The organism is Anaeromonas gelatinilytica, from assembly GCF_016820635.1.
In the GTDB taxonomy this organism is placed as follows: Bacteria; Bacillota; Clostridia; order Tissierellales; family SIT17; genus Anaeromonas; species Anaeromonas gelatinilytica.
Map to the genome: position 1 here is coordinate 1 of NZ_WSFU01000146.1, position 17,003 is coordinate 17,003.

24 protein-coding genes are annotated in these 17,003 nt (G+C 30.6%); all 24 read right to left on the reverse strand.

The genetic code is table 11. The features are described 5' to 3' along the window. Window positions 1–72 precede the first annotated feature (72 nt). The gene (locus GOQ29_RS14350; protein WP_203373359.1) at window positions 73–1,044 is read right to left on the reverse strand and encodes a LysM peptidoglycan-binding domain-containing protein; all 972 of its coding nucleotides are present in this window, start codon (window positions 1,042–1,044) and stop codon (window positions 73–75) included. Beyond that, window positions 1,044–1,448 carry a phage holin family protein gene (locus GOQ29_RS14355; RefSeq protein WP_203373360.1) on the reverse strand — a complete coding sequence of 135 codons (405 nt, stop codon included), beginning with the start codon at window positions 1,446–1,448 and terminating at the stop codon, window positions 1,044–1,046. The genes GOQ29_RS14350 and GOQ29_RS14355 overlap by 1 nt, the downstream gene beginning before the upstream one ends. A gap of 50 nt (window positions 1,449–1,498) precedes the next feature. Next, window positions 1,499–1,630, reverse strand: coding sequence for a hypothetical protein (locus GOQ29_RS14890; RefSeq protein ID WP_286672887.1), 132 nt, complete (start codon window positions 1,628–1,630; stop codon window positions 1,499–1,501). Beyond that, window positions 1,630–1,890, reverse strand: coding sequence for a TenA family protein (locus tag GOQ29_RS14360; RefSeq protein WP_203373361.1), 261 nt, complete (start codon window positions 1,888–1,890; stop codon window positions 1,630–1,632). The genes GOQ29_RS14890 and GOQ29_RS14360 overlap by 1 nt, the downstream gene beginning before the upstream one ends. Window positions 1,891–1,905: 15 nt before the next feature. Beyond that, entirely contained in the window at window positions 1,906–2,778 is an 873-nt protein-coding gene (locus GOQ29_RS14365) for a hypothetical protein (protein WP_203373362.1), read from the reverse strand. Window positions 2,779–2,782: 4 nt separating this feature from the next. Continuing rightward, window positions 2,783–3,865 (reverse strand): siphovirus ReqiPepy6 Gp37-like family protein, encoded by a 1,083-nt coding sequence (locus GOQ29_RS14370; RefSeq protein WP_203373363.1) that lies wholly within the window; start codon window positions 3,863–3,865, stop codon window positions 2,783–2,785. Between the two features lie 3 nt (window positions 3,866–3,868). Further along, window positions 3,869–4,807 (reverse strand): phage tail family protein, encoded by a 939-nt coding sequence (locus GOQ29_RS14375; RefSeq protein ID WP_203373364.1) that lies wholly within the window; start codon window positions 4,805–4,807, stop codon window positions 3,869–3,871. A gap of 1 nt (window position 4,808) precedes the next feature. After that, the gene (locus GOQ29_RS14380) at window positions 4,809–7,703 is read right to left on the reverse strand and encodes a phage tail tape measure protein (RefSeq protein ID WP_203373365.1); all 2,895 of its coding nucleotides are present in this window, start codon (window positions 7,701–7,703) and stop codon (window positions 4,809–4,811) included. 157 nt (window positions 7,704–7,860) lie between these two features. After that, on the reverse strand, window positions 7,861–8,478 hold the full coding sequence (locus GOQ29_RS14385) for a hypothetical protein (protein ID WP_203373366.1): 618 nt from the start codon (window positions 8,476–8,478) through the stop codon (window positions 7,861–7,863). 43 nt (window positions 8,479–8,521) lie between these two features. Then, on the reverse strand, window positions 8,522–8,752 hold the full coding sequence (locus GOQ29_RS14390; protein WP_203373367.1) for a hypothetical protein: 231 nt from the start codon (window positions 8,750–8,752) through the stop codon (window positions 8,522–8,524). Continuing rightward, a complete protein-coding gene (locus GOQ29_RS14395) occupies window positions 8,718–9,125 on the reverse strand; it encodes a hypothetical protein (RefSeq protein WP_203373368.1) in 408 nt (135 codons plus the stop codon). Before GOQ29_RS14395 ends, GOQ29_RS14390 begins: the two co-directional genes overlap by 35 nt. Window positions 9,126–9,158: 33 nt before the next feature. Further along, window positions 9,159–9,725, reverse strand: a complete 567-nt coding sequence (locus tag GOQ29_RS14400; RefSeq protein ID WP_203373369.1) for a hypothetical protein — start codon at window positions 9,723–9,725, stop codon at window positions 9,159–9,161. A 2-nt stretch (window positions 9,726–9,727) separates the two neighbouring features. After that, window positions 9,728–10,075 carry a hypothetical protein gene (locus tag GOQ29_RS14405; RefSeq protein WP_203373370.1) on the reverse strand — a complete coding sequence of 116 codons (348 nt, stop codon included), beginning with the start codon at window positions 10,073–10,075 and terminating at the stop codon, window positions 9,728–9,730. Beyond that, complete coding sequence (locus GOQ29_RS14410; protein WP_203373371.1) at window positions 10,075–10,407, reverse strand: hypothetical protein; 333 nt, start codon at window positions 10,405–10,407, stop codon at window positions 10,075–10,077. The genes GOQ29_RS14405 and GOQ29_RS14410 overlap by 1 nt, the downstream gene beginning before the upstream one ends. Beyond that, window positions 10,404–10,754: a hypothetical protein gene (locus GOQ29_RS14415; protein WP_203373372.1), complete on the reverse strand. Its 351-nt coding sequence runs from the start codon at window positions 10,752–10,754 to the stop codon at window positions 10,404–10,406. The genes GOQ29_RS14410 and GOQ29_RS14415 overlap by 4 nt, the downstream gene beginning before the upstream one ends. Next, window positions 10,744–11,013 carry a hypothetical protein gene (locus GOQ29_RS14420; RefSeq protein ID WP_203373373.1) on the reverse strand — a complete coding sequence of 90 codons (270 nt, stop codon included), beginning with the start codon at window positions 11,011–11,013 and terminating at the stop codon, window positions 10,744–10,746. The genes GOQ29_RS14415 and GOQ29_RS14420 overlap by 11 nt, the downstream gene beginning before the upstream one ends. A 2-nt stretch (window positions 11,014–11,015) precedes the next feature. Further along, window positions 11,016–11,234 carry a Rho termination factor N-terminal domain-containing protein gene (locus tag GOQ29_RS15130; protein ID WP_350446037.1) on the reverse strand — a complete coding sequence of 73 codons (219 nt, stop codon included), beginning with the start codon at window positions 11,232–11,234 and terminating at the stop codon, window positions 11,016–11,018. Window positions 11,235–11,283: 49 nt separating this feature from the next. Continuing rightward, complete coding sequence (locus tag GOQ29_RS14430) at window positions 11,284–12,210, reverse strand: phage major capsid protein (protein ID WP_252187650.1); 927 nt, start codon at window positions 12,208–12,210, stop codon at window positions 11,284–11,286. 12 nt (window positions 12,211–12,222) lie between these two features. Beyond that, complete coding sequence (locus GOQ29_RS14435; RefSeq protein ID WP_203373374.1) at window positions 12,223–12,804, reverse strand: phage scaffolding protein; 582 nt, start codon at window positions 12,802–12,804, stop codon at window positions 12,223–12,225. A 101-nt stretch (window positions 12,805–12,905) separates the two neighbouring features. Next, entirely contained in the window at window positions 12,906–13,235 is a 330-nt protein-coding gene (locus GOQ29_RS14440; RefSeq protein ID WP_203373375.1) for a transglycosylase, read from the reverse strand. 57 nt (window positions 13,236–13,292) lie between these two features. After that, window positions 13,293–13,634: a hypothetical protein gene (locus GOQ29_RS14445; protein WP_203373376.1), complete on the reverse strand. Its 342-nt coding sequence runs from the start codon at window positions 13,632–13,634 to the stop codon at window positions 13,293–13,295. Continuing rightward, window positions 13,619–15,037: a PBECR2 nuclease fold domain-containing protein gene (locus GOQ29_RS14450; RefSeq protein WP_203373377.1), complete on the reverse strand. Its 1,419-nt coding sequence runs from the start codon at window positions 15,035–15,037 to the stop codon at window positions 13,619–13,621. Before GOQ29_RS14450 ends, GOQ29_RS14445 begins: the two co-directional genes overlap by 16 nt. Before the next feature lie 10 nt (window positions 15,038–15,047). Further along, on the reverse strand, window positions 15,048–16,511 hold the full coding sequence (locus tag GOQ29_RS14455) for a phage portal protein (protein WP_203373378.1): 1,464 nt from the start codon (window positions 16,509–16,511) through the stop codon (window positions 15,048–15,050). Continuing rightward, window positions 16,511–17,003 (reverse strand): phage terminase large subunit (gene terL / locus GOQ29_RS14460; RefSeq protein ID WP_203373379.1); only part of this gene is annotated, 493 nt, incomplete at its 5' end. The genes terL and GOQ29_RS14455, both read right to left, overlap by 1 nt.

The following is a 17,003-nucleotide window of genomic DNA, read 5'->3' on the forward strand; positions in this document are numbered from 1 at the left end:
TTTCTCCCTGGCCTAATTATATTAAGAACAAAAATAAACCCCTTAAAATTGAATCTGAGAGGTCGAATTTTGCTACTTTTCTATCTTAATCTTCTGTCCTGGGTAAATAAGATTAGGATTCTTAATATTATTATCTTTTACCAATTTATTTACAGAGGTATTATATTTTTTAGCAATTTTACTTAAATTATCTCCTGATTTAACTTTATAAGTAATAATATCTTTTATCTTGCCATTAATTTTTAATTTATCTCCAGGATAAATTAAATTAGGATTTTTTATATTATTTTTCTTAACTAAATCACTTACACTTGTTTTATGTTTTGCTGCGATTTCTGATAATGTATCACCAGATTTAACAGTGTATATTATTTCTTTATTATTCTTAGGTTTTTCTACTTTTTCAGTTTTAAAAAATCCATTTAAACCGTTTATTTTTATTGTATTAGTATAATTTTTATAAGATATATTCATATCTACTCGGCCACTTATTCCCCTTACTGATCCTTTACTACTATACTGCCATAATCCAAAATTTCCATTCCATGAAGCTTTATTTCTCCATTCAGCTAACCATATATCATATTTTTTCAATCTGCTATAATCTAGTTTTGATGTTAACCAATGCTTATTCGCATATATACCTACATAATACCCTGCTTTTTCTAATTTATCGCAAAAAGCTATAGCCATATCAGTTAATTCTTTTTTACCTATCTTACCTTGATTTTCATTATCTTCTATATCAAGATAAATAGGATATTCAAATTTCTTTCCTTTTAGCATTGATAAAAAGAAATCAGCTTCCTGTAGCATTTCTTTCATGTTTCTAGCATAACAATAATGATATACTCCTACAGGAATATTATATCTTTTACACTCATTATAGTTTCTTCCAAATTGTTCATCTACACCTTTATTGATAAAACCTGATGTATTTCTTCCATAACTGGACCTTAGTATAGCAAAGTCTACACCATCATCTTTTGTAGCTTTCCAATTTATTACTCCTTGATGTTTTGATACATCTATTCCTTTAGCCATTATTTTCCCTCCTTATTTTCTTTAAGCTGAAATAATATATCCTTTAGTTGTTCTGGAAAAGGAAAGTCTAATTTTGCAGCATTCTCCATAATTGATATCCCTTCCATTGCAAAATAATAGAATATAACCATACTCCTTGTAGTTCCTGGAGCATTAAGCATTCTATCTATTACTACTGCCACAGCAACCATAATTAATATCATCATTTTCTTTTTAGTAATACCTACATAGGCTTTTTCACTATCTAGCTCTTTCCTTTTTCCTCCACATATAATACCTGTAATGAAGTCTAATGTCATAAAACTTAATAATGCTACAAACATAACGTCTAACCCTCCCCACAGGTAATTAATGCATGCTCCAAATCCTGCTGATATTATACTTAACACTTTATCCCACTTCATTTACTTATCCTCCTTATTTTTGTATTTAAAAAAACACCCTTCTTAGGTGTTTATATCTGCGGTGTTGATATAATCATATCTTTTTCTTTTGTTGTTATTCTTCCTTTTGTTACTTGTCCTTCTAGGTATGTTTCATCTAATTTCTTCATTATCCACATGTTTAAGAAAAAACTGTAAAACACTAGAATTCACCTCCTAACATCATTAAAATCATATTTTCTAGCTGATCTATTCTTTCTTCTTGGGTGGGCTCCTTAGGTTTATTATTTATCGTGTCTATTTCTTCTTGTGTCATATCTTCAACCCATTCACCATTAATCCACCTTGCCCGATATAATCCATTTGGTGGCATTACATCTATAAGATTATCTGCATCATTATCTTTATCCGCTACTACAGTTTCAATAAAGTAGCCTTGTTCATCAATTTTAAATTTAAACACTTTATTATTCCCTCCTTAAAAATCAGTTTGAAAAAACGAACTAAGATATAATCCAATATCTTTTGAAGATATTTCTTCAGAAATTGGCGGCCTTATCATAACCACACCAGCTTGACTAATAATAATTCCTATATAACATCTATAAGGATATGTGCTCCCGCTATAAGCTACTAGCATATGAGGCGTAATTGGTCGATAACCCGTGGGTAGAACGGCAATTATAGTCCCTTTATCCGTAGTTCCTATATCATTGATAACAGCTCTAACAAATACCTGTCCTAAGTCATTCTTATGAATATAAAAATCACCAGTCCATCCATTTTGCAGTGGTAATACATCTGCTGACTTCATACCTTTATTTGCTTTTTTATTTAGTTCTTGTTGAAATTCTAAATTACTTACTGCACCTTTAACTCCAACATAGCCACACAGCTCTGATTCTCTCATGTCGGTTATATTATTTTGAGTTATAACAGTAGCTGCCTTAGCGATATATATATCCGCAAGTACTAAATCAAATTGTTCAGTAGTTTCTAATCTCGCTGGTGCAACAGGAGTGAGAGCAGGGGTGCCCTTTATTATAATTGTATTTATACTTCTCCCATATTTGTCGTATCTTAATACAATTCTATCTATCCTATTTAACTCTCCATCGGCTGTATCTAATGTTATAATTTCTTCTTCATCATTCATGTAGTAATGCCCAAATATCATTGCACTTCCAATATTAATTTGAACCTGCATATTTTGATATGGTATTACTTCTAAATTTCCTTCTTCTGACTTCAAACCCGTAGTAATTCCTATACCAAACGCTTCTGCTATATCTGAAGCTAAGTATTTTCTATCACCATTGATAGAATTGAAAAATCCAAATTTTTTAGCCATTTAATCACATCCTTTTTAGTTTATCTAAGATAGTAGGTATTTTGTCTCCTAAAGTTGGTACTATCTCAATTTTCCCATTCTCATATATTTCTGATACCTCAGTAATTCTTGAGTTAACTATTACATTCCACTTCTTGTCCATAATTGTAACTATATCCCCTAAGTCATAGTCTTCCTTGTAGATATAGTTATTTGAAATTATCTTTCCTTCAAAAGTTTGTATATCCTTATACTCTGATAATTTCTCTAGACCCCTTTGTTTTAGAAGATTAATATACTCTGTACCTGACATAGTCACATCATCAACGGTTTGTTGTATATCCCTTGCATCTACATATAACTCATATCTATCTAAACCACTATAAGAATCATTAACCTCTGTAGTTTGTCTTGCACTTCCTTCTCCTTCACCAGCAACCAAAGCAGTAGTCCTTAGATCATATCCACTGTCGGTATAGTCCTGTTCGTATAAATTGTCATATTCCCTACTAAAAACAACTGGTGAGTTGATATCTTGATTGATAGTTCTATCTTTGCCTTTGTATGTTTCAAAATAATGCTTTAAATTTTCCAAATCTGTTCTAATAAAAAATCCTATGTCACTTGTTTCAGATAAAATTGATATCTCCTCTAGTAAGTTTCCATAGGACTTCTGATAATTTATTTTTTCCTGGAAGCCTTTTAATTGACCTAGTTCTATAGGTAGTTTTCTTTCTATAGTAGTATTAATACAATTTCTATCTACTACAGACCTCATAATCAATTCTACTTCTTTATTGTTGCGTTGTTCTGTAGAATACATTATTCTTCTATCTAGTATAGAAGTCATAAACCGGCCATTTATTTTTATATTCTCCTGCCCTTGATTGTCTACAGATAAGTTTCTATACTCTATTTTCCCTACTTCATCACTGCCTTGAATCCATATAATATTATCTCTTAAAAGAGTTTTAATGTTATGATCTGTTACAGGGCAATGCAATTCAAATTTGCCACTTTCATGATACTTTCTTATCCATTGTAAGGATGTAAACTTATCTATAGTATCAATGAAATTTAGGTTCTTATCAAATACATATATCTCCACCTATTACACCCCCAGATACTTAGGAGTATAGAATACTCTACACTCTAGAGTATTTATTCCACTTTCAGCTCCATATTTTATAAGATTTATACCAGGCTTAAGTTGCAACCAAGTAGAATTAAGAAAATCTAAATATTGATGTGCTTTCTCTCCATTCAGATAAATATTCTTATTCCCATATTCTGTGATTATCTCTAGTGTATCTCCAGCTTTTAGGATTTTATTTATCCTTAACAATTCATATGTTTCCATGTTTTGAATAAATGGTTTAACAACGTCGGCACTAGCTCTAAATAGTACTCTTAAAGGAGTATCTACATCTCCTATATTATCTATTTCTACAATTTGATTTAACAGTCTATACCCGAATTCTATACCTTCGCCTGTTCCGAATCCTGATTGAAATTCTTCAAAAGGTTCCCCTGTCTCTATCCAGTAGTTTGGAGTTTGCTCTGTGGAAAAAGGAAATTCTAGATTAGGTATCCATGTAACTAGGTCAGTACTATCTTCCTCTAAATCTTTCCAGAATGGGTCTGGGCAATATAACTGTATTAATCCAGGTTGCATGGTGTCTTTAAAATTTCTATTATTCTCTGGAAACGCTGGGGCTATTTCAGATATCGCTTTTATCTCTCTTGTAATGTTCCCAAATTCATATATCAACCTTCCTTGTTCTAATTTAGGATTAAATATTTTTAGTAATTTTTGTCTTTTATTCGCAATATCAACTTCATTTTCCCCTAACACCATAATTTCAATAGATAGACTTCTGGGTTCTAAATTATTACTTGTATATGTCACTCCATCCTGGCAGGGTGACATATGAGTATGGATATTAGTTTTTACTGCTCCTGTGCCTTCAATTTTAGTCAATATAAAAGGGCTTTCTTCTCCTAATTCTACTGAAAGTCCTTGACTATTTATAAATGTTATTTTTTCCATACTATAACCCCCATTCCAAGGCTAATTGTCTTAATACTTGAAGATTTTTCCTTGATATTTCTGATGGATTTAATGGTTCTGGAGAATATATATTAATATTTTGAGTTATATTACTTCCTTCATCAGTTATTCTTTTTGTAGGAATAATTTTTTGAGCATTATCTTTAGATAAAATGACATTTAAAGTTGATGCCATGATGTCACTTAATTTTTCTATTGGTAATACTGCTTCTGGGCCTGCTTCACCTACACCTTGATTTCCAAATATGAATGGTTTATTAAATATTGCACCTTCTGCGTTCCATTTAATTTTAGGTACAGATGGAGGTTTTATAGAAAACTTACCGCTTATTGATAATTTTGGCAACTTAGGAAGTTTTGGAGGTTTTATATCAGGTAATTTAAGGTCAAAATCAAAAAACTCTTTAATTTTATCTACAGCTTTTCCTGTCTGTGTTTTTATACTGCCTAAGTTTTTATTTGCTCTTGTTGATAAATTGTCATAAATTTTATCCCAACGTTTCTTAGCGGGTTCTAACTTCTTGTCTATTTTAATATTCAAGTCATCTAAATAGTCATTAAAGTCTTTTGTCATATCATCTAATTTATTCCCTATAGTTGTACCCAAAGTTCGCCATCTACTTTTTACTTCACCAGTTTCCCAGTCTACATAATCAACGTGTTCTTCTGCTTGCTTCTTAGCTTCATCTACTATTTTATCGTGCCTTGTTTCTGCTTGCTTGATTGCATTTTCTTTAGTTCTTTCTGCATCTTCTATTATTTTATCAGCTTCTTCATCAGTTATAGCATTTGTTTCATCACGTTGCCTAATAGCCCATGCTACAGTTTCATCATATTTCTTATTTGCTTCCTCACGTGCTCCATCTGTAGCTTTTTTACTATTTTGGACAACCTCCGCCGCTTGCCTTGCAGTAATATCACCAGATTGAGCTTTCATTTTTTCTAAGATTGCTTTTGATTCAACTTCCGACTTTGATAATAATTCTACTGCACCAGTTGTCATTTCTTCTTGCAATTGTAATATTAAATCTCTTTCACTTTCTTTTAAGGGCCTCTTTGCTTCTTTTGCTCTAGTTAATATTTCCATAATTCTATCTTGATTCTGTTGTGCTTTTTCTTGTTCTTTCTCATGACCTTCTTCCATTCTTTCCAAAATTCTTGCCTCTTCTTCGGTTGTTAAAGCAGCAGTATTAGCAAAATGTTCTCTTGCTTTTGTCATTTCTTCCTCATGTCTCTCATCTATTTTAGTTAAAATAGTATCTGTCATTTTTCCATAAGTTTCTTCCAATTTTTTAGAACTTTCTTCTGTAATAATCTCTTGACTCCAAGCTAATTCATTTAATTTTAATGTAGCTTTATCATTTAAGTCCATATAACTTTGTACAGCTTTTTGAGTTGATTCTGATACCTTATTTCCATACAATTCAATTGTTGGAATACTATCTTTTTGCATATGCTTATTCAAAGCTATTCCACCTGCTGTAACCGCCGCTATACCTCCTATAGTCCAACCTATTGGGCCACTTAATAGTGTTATTCCTTTAGCTAGTCCTGCCATTGCAGGTGTACTCGCAACCGCTGTGCCTTTAGCTACTGTCATTGCACCTGAAAACAATTTAAATCCTTTAGTCCCAAGACTAACAATCTTTCCTAATTTACTACCAATCGATAATACTGGTCCTATAGCAGCTACTAAAAATCCTAGTTTAACAATGGTTTCTTGAGTACTTTTGTCTAAATTAGAAAACTTTTCTACCCATTCACTTATTTTCTTCATAGCTTTTTCAATCATTGGAATAAGAATTTTAGATAACTGAATACCTACTTCTTGTAATTGAGATACCAGCTTCTTTAATCTACCTTTCAGATTATCATCCATGATATCCGCCATTTTTTTAGCAGCACCAGTAGAATTATTAATTGATCCTTGTAATTTATTAAAATCACCTTCACTAGCATTTACTACTGCTAAAAATCCACTCATAGCTTCTTGTCCTGCTATTTGCGCTCCATAAAAAGCTTGTTGTTCTGGTGTTAAATCTTTAAATTTATTTCTTAAATCTTTCATTACTTGACTTAAAGGTTTCATTTTGCCTTCGGAATCTGTCATTGATATACCTAATTTTTTCATAGCAGTACCGGATTCTTTTGTAGGCTTAATTAGTCTAGTGAGCATACTTCTCATAGCAGTACCAGCTTGTGAACCTTTAATACCAGCATTTGCCATCAGGCCTATTCCTAAAGCAGTATCCTCTATGGTATACCCTAATGAACCTGCTAATGGTGCAACATATTTAAATGTTTCTCCCATTATTCCTACATTAGTATTAGAATTACTACTTGCAGCTGCTAAAACATCTGCAAATCTTGCAGATTCTTCTGCTTTCATTCCAAAAGCTGTCATACTATCAGTTACTATATCGGATACAGTAGCTAAATCCTCCCCAGAAGCTGCAGCTAGATGCATTACTCCATCTAATCCACCAATAATTTGTGTAGTATCCCATCCAGCCATAGCCATATATTTCATTGCTTGAGCTGACTCACTAGCAGAATACTTTGTTGTTTTTCCCATGAGTCTAGCTTTATCACTCATTTGTTTTAATTGTGAGCCAGTAGCACCAGATATAGCTTGAACTTCACTCATTGAACCTTCAAAATCTGCTCCTACTTTGAGTGCTGCAGCTCCCATTCCTATAATAGGCAAAGTAACTTTAGTTGTCATTTGTTTACCTACTTTGCCCACCGTTTTTCCAGCTTTTCCAAGTCTACTAGCAAAACCTTTCATATCTTTGTCAGCTTTACTTAATCCTGCTTGATATTTTTTTGTGTCTAGTATTAATTCACTATAAACACTACCTGCATTAATAGCCATATTATCACCTACTTTAATAATACTTTACTCAATTCATCTTTTGAGACTCTTGTAAATACCCTTTATATCAAGGCATATTGGAATCTGCTTCTACCTATACACCACTCATGAAATCGCTCTAAATAAAAAAACACCCTTTAAAAGAGTGTTTAATTAATTATTCTCCACTTTCCCACCATTCGGCTTCTTCTAGTTTAAAATCATATTCAATATATAACTTTGTTCCATCTTCTTTTTTAGCTGTTACTTCTAATCCTAATAATTCATAATCATTTGGGTCTTGTGTTTCAGGTCCAAAACTATCAAACTTGGGTGAAGTTTCTCCAGGCATTACTGTATCAAAATTACTTAGACTAACCTTTTCATTTTTATCTTTTAATAAAACGTTCAGTTCATATGCTACTATTGGATATTCAGAATTATTTGTATAAGTTGCATCCATATACACAGTACCTATACTATCTGGCTTTCGAATTGTTATATCTGCTTCCAATTCATCTGGATGAATTGGAATTTCCTCTTCTTTTTCTTCAGTTTCCTTTTGTGTTTTATTCTCTTTTGTTTGGCTTTCTGTTTTAGATTCATCTTCTGAATTACTACTTGTAGTGCTACTTTCAGTATCTGTCATGGCAACACCAGCAACAAATAATACAAAACAAATTGCCATAGACACCAAAACTCTCTTTTTTTCTTTCTTTTTAATAATATAAATAATTAAGAAAATTAAAGATACAAAAAAGCCAACAAAACCAATTAAACTTAAAAACGTATTCATGTATAATACCCCCTATGTATTTTATAGGAATATTATACCATAATTAGCTATGAGCTTGCATAAATTTTATAATATCTTTATTATTTCTATCTTTTTTTACATTCTCTTTCCATTTTATTCTATTCCATTTAACTTTTCCTTCTTTATCTATAGCTTCACTCCATAAATAAAAAGCTACTTCATCAAAGCAATATGCTAAATAATCATCATCAATATTCAAAATTTCACTAGGTTTACATTTATAATGTTTCGACATCTCTATTATCTGTGCCATCTTCCTCGTCTTCACGAAAGGATTCTAACTTCTTACCCTCACTTATAGCCCAATCAAATATAACCTCCATTTGATTGTCTGTAATATAGTCTTTCATCTCATCATAAGTAGGCTCTACCATCACAGCTCTACAATAGAGCTCATAAGTTTGCCCTAGTTCCTTTAAATTAGTATTTCGCTTCTCTGTGGATAATCCAGCCATTTTAGTTGCTATTGACATTAGTGTGTTAGGTATCTTACCTTGCGAAGCCATAACCATTAGATTAGGTTTCTTAACTCTTATATTTACAGTTCCTTCATTATTAAAGTTAGGTATCTCTAGTATAGTTGTAGACATTTCTTTTAGTTCTTTTATATTTAATATTTCACTCATTTATATTCCTCCTTAATATTAAAAGCTACCTGACTATGCAGGTAGCTGATCTAAAAACTCAATAGATACTGGACTTTCATCTTTTTCAGGTCTACTCTTTGCAGTTAACTCTGGTGCAAAGAATTCTCCATCTTGCAAACTATAGTTTACTGGCGTACCTTTGCAATGCTTATATCCAAATTTAACATAACTTAAAGTACCTCCATTGACGTCCTTTTCTTCTGTATATATATAAGTAGTAAATAATTTTCTTGATACAGGTGAGCCAACTGGTGGACCATCATATCCTAATAATTTTGCTGTATCAGTACTATCAAATTTCAATGTTCCACCATCTACAAGTGCTAAAACTTCAGCAACCATAGTGGCATTTACAAGCTTAATATCATATCCCATAACAATATCTTCTGTATTGTTTTGAGCTTTGATTACATTCTTAATTCTAAGAGGTTTTTCTTCTCCTTCTGATACATAAGCTGTTACTTCTGCTTCGCTCGCTACATCAGTAAGCATATAAGTCTTAGGAGTTGTTTCTTCTGTTACTATTTCAACCTTAACTATATTTGCCAAAGGAAATTCATTCATAATTTCATTTGCCATTTCTATCCCTCCAATTTTTTCATTAATTGATACTCTATACTTAAAGTATAGGCTTTTTTACTATCATCAGTAATAACAGGAGTTTCATTTCCTGTTTTTCTGATAAAATTTAACTCTTTCATTGCTGCTTTTATTTCTTTCATATAAGGACTTATAGATATATAACTATTATCTGGTACTAGAACTATAATATCTATAATCTTATATCCTGTTTTATTGCTATTAAAATAAGGTACTTGTGAGTTTTCTTTAATTACACAGTACCTTTCTATACATTCTCCAAGATGTTTTCCAGGAGGATAGGGATTTAATCCTTTTTCTTTTAATTTATCATAAATTTTCTTCCACATCATTTCACCAACTTTTGATATCCTTTTAATACTTTAGATACATTATTTTGAAGTGTTGGAGCTAATATTGCATATTTTTTCTCCATAGCTAATTCTAAATATGGAAAATATTCAGTTCCCCCACTAAGTATAATTTTGGCTTTACTTCCTTGCCATCCAAAATCTCCTCTGATACTATTTCTAGCATTGGAAGTTCTATCGGTCCATGGAGCATTTCTTTTTGTAGCGCCTTCCATTCTTTTTGCTTCCGTATCAGCATATAAGCCTATAGCTGCTCTAGTCTTAACTAATGCTTTCATAGGATTAAAGTTGTTTTTTATCTTTATACTCATGCAATCACTTCCAGTTCCCCTTGCTTACATATGCCCATATAAGACTTAATAAAGGATACCTTATATATTTTATTATCAACCTTAAAAGTATCACCTTCTATAATATCTGTTTCATTTAAAGCTAGTAATTTAGTAACTACTACTCCAATATAACTAACACCTTCATCTGTCACTATTTGCTTGCTACCCTTTTTATCATATAGAGTCACAATAGCATTTATAGTTTTAGTAGTTGAAGTAGTACCACCATAACCATCAGGAATAGTAACTTTTCTTTCAATGATAATATCTACAGGATTAGTATTAATAAGCTTTTCAATATACTTTTTATAATACTTAGTATTCATCAGCTCTAGTCACCACCCCTGTTAAATTAGTTCTATATTTGCTAGCAAGTGTTAAAAAGTGATTTTTAGGTGAAGGTATAGTTATATCTCCTAGCTTTATTTCTTCTATACCTGATTTAGTTATACATAATTCTCTAGCTAAACTATTTAAGGTTTGTGATATTTCTAATGAATTAATTTTTTCTTGTAAGTATGCATCATCAAAGTAAGGATAATTATACTCATTTATCATATCTTTTAATTTTTCTAAGTCAGTCATACCTATTCACCCTTTAATGCTAAAATAAGTTCATCCTTTTTCATAAAAGAATATCCTTCTATATCTCTTTCTACAGCTAGAGCTTTTAGTTCATCTACTTTTAATTCATCATAATTAATTTCTTTTTCTATATATTCTTTATAACCTTGTGATTTATATATTACTTCATAGGCTCTTTCTGTAGCATGTATTATTTTATTATCTTTTATATACTTAGGCACATTATCAACTCCTTAAATAAATATTAAAGAGGGGTTAAATCCCCTCATATTATGCTATAACAAAACCTTCTGGTCTTAATACTCCAAATGCTTGTTCTTTTATAGGTAAGAATCCTATTCTCATAGTAGCTTTAATAGCTATCATATCATTTTCTGCTAATGATAAAGGCTTATCATCTGCCATTGTAATAGTATTAAGAGTAGCTTCTTTTAATATTTCATACTCGATACCCTGTCTTATTCCTACTAAAGAATAATCCCAGTTACCAGTAATTAATTCTGCTTTAGTTTTATCCCATCCACCATTTCTAACAAATTCAATTGGATTGTTATAGAATTCATTCTGTCCTACTCCTGGTACAAATAATTGATTTCCATTTGAGTCTCTTAATTTTCTAAGTCTATTCTTTATACCATAATGAGCAGCAAAACCATTTACATCAAGCCCAGCATCTTCAACAAGGGCCATAACATCAGATACATCTAAATCTAATGATGATGTACCATCTACAATTTCATTATTTATTCCATCTGCTACACCTAATATTGATTTAAGAAAAGGTGAATTTGTTCCAAATAAGCAAGCTGCATCAATAGCTTTATAGAAAGCTTCAGCTATAGCTGGTTTCATTTCATTAAATACATTTATCTTAGTATCTTTTAGCTTTTCTTTTGTTGTTGGTATAATAACTGCTAACTTCTTAGCTGTCATTTCTGGGAAAATCCATTGTGCTGTGCTAGTTTTAATTCTTTCAGTTTCTCCAACCCAGTAAGCTCCTGGTCCATCTGTCATGATAGAGAATTTCTTCTTATCAGACTTCATTTTCTCTACCTTTGATAATCTTAATATAGATGATCCTCTTGCTACATCTTTCATAATTCCTGCCGCTTGTTCTACTGGAACAAAACCTGTTAAATTATCCTTTAGATAATCTGTATCACCAGCAAATAATTGTAAATTCATTTTTTTAAACATTGTACATTCCTCCTAATTTCTTTTAGCTTGATTTTCAAATATCGCATCCATAAATTCATCTGTTGAATCCTTCGGCTCATTAGAACCTTTAGGACCTCCACCTAAGCTGCCACCAGTTCCTGCAGGCTCTATTTCTTTTAATAAGAAAGGTTTATTCTCTGATATGTTTTTATACTGGTCATCTAACCCAGTTATGGATCCATCATCATTAAGAATTAATTTTTCTTTATCAAATAATCCTGCAACTAAATCTTCATCATGTACTTTACCAGATATTTTTAATTTAATAGCATTAGTAAGGTTTAAATCTTTCATTTCAGATTCATGCTTTTCCTTAGCAGTTTTATTTTCTTCTTGTAACTTTTCTATTTGTTCCTTTAATCCCTCTGCATCCACCTTTTTTAATCCTTCTAATTGTTCATCTCTATCAGATATATCCTTTTCTAACTTCTTTTTAGTTTCTGATAAAGCGTTATAGGTATCTTTAGGTACTGCATGCTTAGGGAATTCTTTATTGATAGCTTTAGTTAATGATTCTTGGTCCAATACTCCATCTTTTGTGTGTTTTTCAATTAATTTTAAAATCCAATCCATCTTATCTACCTCCATACTTTTTTTATACTGGTCAGTGCCAGTTTTGGGTTCTTTGTTCTTTATGCCCTGCAAATACTAAAAAAGGGCAAAATAAAAAACACCTACTTATCAGGTGATTCAATCCTTTTTTGTAATTTATCCATGTCTTGACCTATTTCTTTTTTAAGCTTTTTTATTTGTTTATATGTTTTTAATGCTTTTTGTGGTTGCAAATCTCTTTCAGATAAGAATTTTTTATTTAAATTATTCATCTTTTCTTGTTTCTTTCTAATTAAGACATTGGAATAATATGATGTATATTCTTTATCACAATGAGGACATTTAAAATAAAATCTTGTAACATCATTTTCTAATTTTTCTTCTTCTAATTTTTCTTCTTTTGGTTCTATTTGAAACTGCTTTTTACAATCATTACAATATGCCACTCTCATAAGTACACCTCCTTATTTTTTTACAATAAAAAAACACTTACAAATAGCAAGTGTTGGTTATATTAATTCTATTTTTTCAAATATTTCTTTATAAATTTCTCTTATTGTTTTATCTTTTAAGTCTAAATCAAGTTCTTCATTAGTATAATCAAATAAACCAAAATCAGGAAGAGAGTCTTCTTCATCTATTACATCCTTTAGTTGCTTCAATCCTCTTATTTCTATTACATCAGGAACACTCATACCTTTTCTAGTACTCATAAGTATTTCTACTTGATATGGTACTTCATATTCTTCAGTATAAGCTATTTCATCACCATATCCTAAAATCATACAGCTCTCTAAAATATCTTCTATATCACTATTATCAATACTTAAACTGATTATTTCTTTTCCCATATCAATTCACCCTCTTTAATCTTATTTAAATAATTTTTACTAGGATGGTATGATGTTATTATATCATTTCTGACAATAACTAGCAATTGTTCTTCATTAATTTTCTTTATATATCCTTTGCCTTCTATATTGAATTTATCCTTAGTTTTATAAATATAATCAGGCTTACTTAAAGTTTCTACTATGTTTTTAACCTTATCAACAGAAATCATATCTTTATGTCTTCTTGCTATATGAATATACCTATCTTTATTATCATAAACAATATCTATAGGAGTTTTTATACCTTTTTCAAAATAACTTTTAAATAAGGAATAGCATTCCTCATATTTTTTCTTATCAATTACTCCAAATCTTATTAATTTTTCAAGCTCTTTCTTTTCATTTATACCAAATAGCTCTAAATTCATTCTTATATCATTTTTATTAGTAGTTTTATTCTTAAAATTGTAACTATTATCAGTTTTTTTAAATGTGAAATAATCTCCATATTTGTCGTACCATTCATCTAATATTGAATTATCCCCTCCATCTAACCAATTTCTTAACTCTGCAGCTACTTCTTCAGTAGATTTTGATATATAAGGAATCATTGCACACAACCCATTAGGATGATCTAATGGTACATTATCCTTAGGGAATACCTTGCCATGTCTTTCTCCGCATATGTCACATGTTCTACCATGCTGCAATGAACTATGCCACTCAATGCCATCCACAAATGGATTCATATTACATGACTGAATAGTGTTATTTTGATAACTATGATTTATACTAGTTCTAGCTAATCGTTGAGCATTATAATCTATTACAGTTACTACTAATTGAGGGTATACCTTAGACCATGCCCAAGGTCTTCTAGCAGGTTCTTTAATAAATATTTCTAAATCTCTAGCAAGTTCTAATGATGATTTACCTTCTAATATACCTTTATTTATCATATATTGAATATTATCTTCAAACTTATTATTAGCTCTCCATATTCTATCTGATAGAGTCTTATTATCTTTATATAATTTGCCTGAGACTATATCATTAATTATTTTCTTTTTGGTGGATGAAAATAATCCTTCATAATTCACATTAGAATTTACTCCTGCTAAATCGAATATTCTTTTTAGCATATCTTCGTTTGTCTTTATTCCATATCCAGCAGCTTTAGTTATGCTTTTTGTTGTACTCTTACTTATATTCTTTAAAATAGTAATCTTTTCTGATATTAAATCCTTAGTAAATTCATTAAGCAACTTTTTAGTTATAGAATCTTCTTTTGCATCTGCTGCTTTCTTTGCCATATTCTCTATAGCTTCTGTATATATTTTAAGTATTTCTTTTTGTTGTTCTAGAGTAACCTTAGATACCTTTTTACGAATAGATCTAGTTATTTTCTCATACTCATTCATAAACTATCACCTATTCTTCTAATGTTTCATCATCATCTATAGGATCATCAATATCATCTATTAAACTTCTTGTAAAACTATCTTGAAGTAATTGCTGTTCTAAGTGTATTTGTTTTAGTTCGGCATCTATATCAGGATATTCTCCCCACTTTTTCATATAACTTTTTCTACTTCTTACATTTGAAATAACCTCTTGCATATCTATTCCTTTCTTATCATCTTCATCTTCTTGTATAGGATAATTCTTTTGTATTTCAAGAGTAGTTTCATACCTAGCAATAGATCTAGCTCCATATAAATTATAAATATCAACCATCTTAAAAATATAATCAATCATCTGTTCTAATGCAGGACCCCATTCAGTCCAATCTTCTTCACATGCAGCTATAAGCCCCCAGTATAAAGCTTTCATACTCTTTCCTGATTGCATTAACCCCTTTAATTGTTCTAAAGATACATTAGGTACATCTAATGTATCATACATATCATTTTTAATTCTATCTATAGTGTCTTTGAATTTACTATCATAACTAAAACCACTTTCAAGCCTTTCCATTTTAGCTTGCCTACCCTCACTAGCGTGTGTTGTATCAGTTTGAAGGTCTACCATTGCCCCAGGAGCTACTTTAATATTTTTAATGCTATCTTCATTAGCATCTGTTACAATATCTTGGCCAAACATTTGAAATCTAATTGCATCTACATCATCAGAAGTAAGTTTATTATAAGTATTTTGATTGCTCCATAGTTCAGCTACATCACTAGTTCCTTCTGTTTCTCCTGTAAGTCCTCCATTTTGTATTATAATAACTGGAATAAAATCAAGTCCTGTATTGTAATCTTGATACTCTGTTGCTATAAGTGTACTTCTACCATCGTGAGTAGTTTCATTCAAAATACATTTACCATTAATTAATTCCCATGTTTGCTTTTTAATCCTTTGGTCTTCTGGATTAGCTTCATTGTTTAGAGCATATAAAAAGACCACCTTCTCAAGTTGGTCTACATCATCTAAATTATATTGTGGGAAAAACTCTTGTGCAGGAGAAAATATTATCTTTAATCCTTTTTCTTTATGTCCCCATAGCTTAATAGCTATTTTACCACCAATGCTGCAATCTTTTTTAGCCTTTAACAGTTTACTATGGAATTTATTTTCTTTTAATATTTTATATAATAAATCTTCTTTTTCTTGTGCTTCATCTTCATATTTAGTTGACTTTTCTTCATCTTCCTCTATTTGTCTAATATCAAAATAAGGCTCTTTTCCAAACATAAATCTAGCTTTTGTATTTATGAGCTTCTTTATTATATTTGTTATCTTTTTAGTCGGAATATAATCTAAATCATCTGGTGTACTCCATTCTTGTTCTCCCGAATAAATACTATAATATTCATTAATTTTATTTACTTTCTTAAGGTAATCTCCATATATCCCTTCTATTTCTGTGTTTAATATTTGATTATAATTCATTATCTTGCTCCCTTCCCTGAATAGTTTCTTTTTCTAGTACTAATTTTATTATTTATAGTTTCTGCTATTCCTGTAGTAGCATCAGGTGCATCATCATGTTTGTTTTTTCCTTCTCTTTGATAGCTGTTCATATCTTTATAATATTGATTCCATTTATCTTTCCAATTCACAGGATAATAAATATGATCCATAACCCATGTAGCATTAGAAATTATTCTTGCTTTTTTATTTTGTGATTGATGGAACCATATTACCTTAGTTCTATTAGAATTATGATTTAATGATAGAAGTTTTTCTACTTGTCTTGCAAAACCTCTACCACCATTATTACTTTCTATATAGGCTATATTAACTTTATTATCATATAATTTTTTAGCAACTTCCGGCTCTGTTTTTTCCATGGCTGCTTTTGTATAGTATATGTCTAATATATAAGCTTCTTTATTATATACACCATAAACAATAGCACATAGATAATCGCTACCTTCATCA

What these genes read in the sequence shown, in the direction of transcription:
- GOQ29_RS14350 (WP_203373359.1), bottom strand. Translation starts at nt 1,044, where the DNA reads ATGGCTAAAGGAATAGATGTATCAAAACATCAAGGAGTAATAAATTGG.
- GOQ29_RS14355 (WP_203373360.1), bottom strand. Translation starts at nt 1,448, where the DNA reads ATGAAGTGGGATAAAGTGTTAAGTATAATATCAGCAGGATTTGGAGCA.
- GOQ29_RS14365 (WP_203373362.1), bottom strand. Translation starts at nt 2,778, where the DNA reads ATGGCTAAAAAATTTGGATTTTTCAATTCTATCAATGGTGATAGAAAA.
- GOQ29_RS14375 (WP_203373364.1), bottom strand. Translation starts at nt 4,807, where the DNA reads ATGGAAAAAATAACATTTATAAATAGTCAAGGACTTTCAGTAGAATTA.
- GOQ29_RS14380 (WP_203373365.1), bottom strand. Translation starts at nt 7,703, where the DNA reads ATGGCTATTAATGCAGGTAGTGTTTATAGTGAATTAATACTAGACACA.
- GOQ29_RS14385 (WP_203373366.1), bottom strand. Translation starts at nt 8,478, where the DNA reads ATGAATACGTTTTTAAGTTTAATTGGTTTTGTTGGCTTTTTTGTATCT.
- GOQ29_RS14390 (WP_203373367.1), bottom strand. Translation starts at nt 8,752, where the DNA reads ATGGCACAGATAATAGAGATGTCGAAACATTATAAATGTAAACCTAGT.
- GOQ29_RS14395 (WP_203373368.1), bottom strand. Translation starts at nt 9,125, where the DNA reads ATGAGTGAAATATTAAATATAAAAGAACTAAAAGAAATGTCTACAACT.
- GOQ29_RS14400 (WP_203373369.1), bottom strand. Translation starts at nt 9,725, where the DNA reads ATGGCAAATGAAATTATGAATGAATTTCCTTTGGCAAATATAGTTAAG.
- GOQ29_RS14405 (WP_203373370.1), bottom strand. Translation starts at nt 10,075, where the DNA reads ATGTGGAAGAAAATTTATGATAAATTAAAAGAAAAAGGATTAAATCCC.
- GOQ29_RS14410 (WP_203373371.1), bottom strand. Translation starts at nt 10,407, where the DNA reads ATGAGTATAAAGATAAAAAACAACTTTAATCCTATGAAAGCATTAGTT.
- GOQ29_RS14415 (WP_203373372.1), bottom strand. Translation starts at nt 10,754, where the DNA reads ATGAATACTAAGTATTATAAAAAGTATATTGAAAAGCTTATTAATACT.
- GOQ29_RS14420 (WP_203373373.1), bottom strand. Translation starts at nt 11,013, where the DNA reads ATGACTGACTTAGAAAAATTAAAAGATATGATAAATGAGTATAATTAT.
- GOQ29_RS14430 (WP_252187650.1), bottom strand. Translation starts at nt 12,210, where the DNA reads ATGTTTAAAAAAATGAATTTACAATTATTTGCTGGTGATACAGATTAT.
- GOQ29_RS14435 (WP_203373374.1), bottom strand. Translation starts at nt 12,804, where the DNA reads ATGGATTGGATTTTAAAATTAATTGAAAAACACACAAAAGATGGAGTA.
- GOQ29_RS14440 (WP_203373375.1), bottom strand. Translation starts at nt 13,235, where the DNA reads ATGAGAGTGGCATATTGTAATGATTGTAAAAAGCAGTTTCAAATAGAA.
- GOQ29_RS14445 (WP_203373376.1), bottom strand. Translation starts at nt 13,634, where the DNA reads ATGGGAAAAGAAATAATCAGTTTAAGTATTGATAATAGTGATATAGAA.
- GOQ29_RS14450 (WP_203373377.1), bottom strand. Translation starts at nt 15,037, where the DNA reads ATGAATGAGTATGAGAAAATAACTAGATCTATTCGTAAAAAGGTATCT.
- GOQ29_RS14455 (WP_203373378.1), bottom strand. Translation starts at nt 16,511, where the DNA reads ATGAATTATAATCAAATATTAAACACAGAAATAGAAGGGATATATGGA.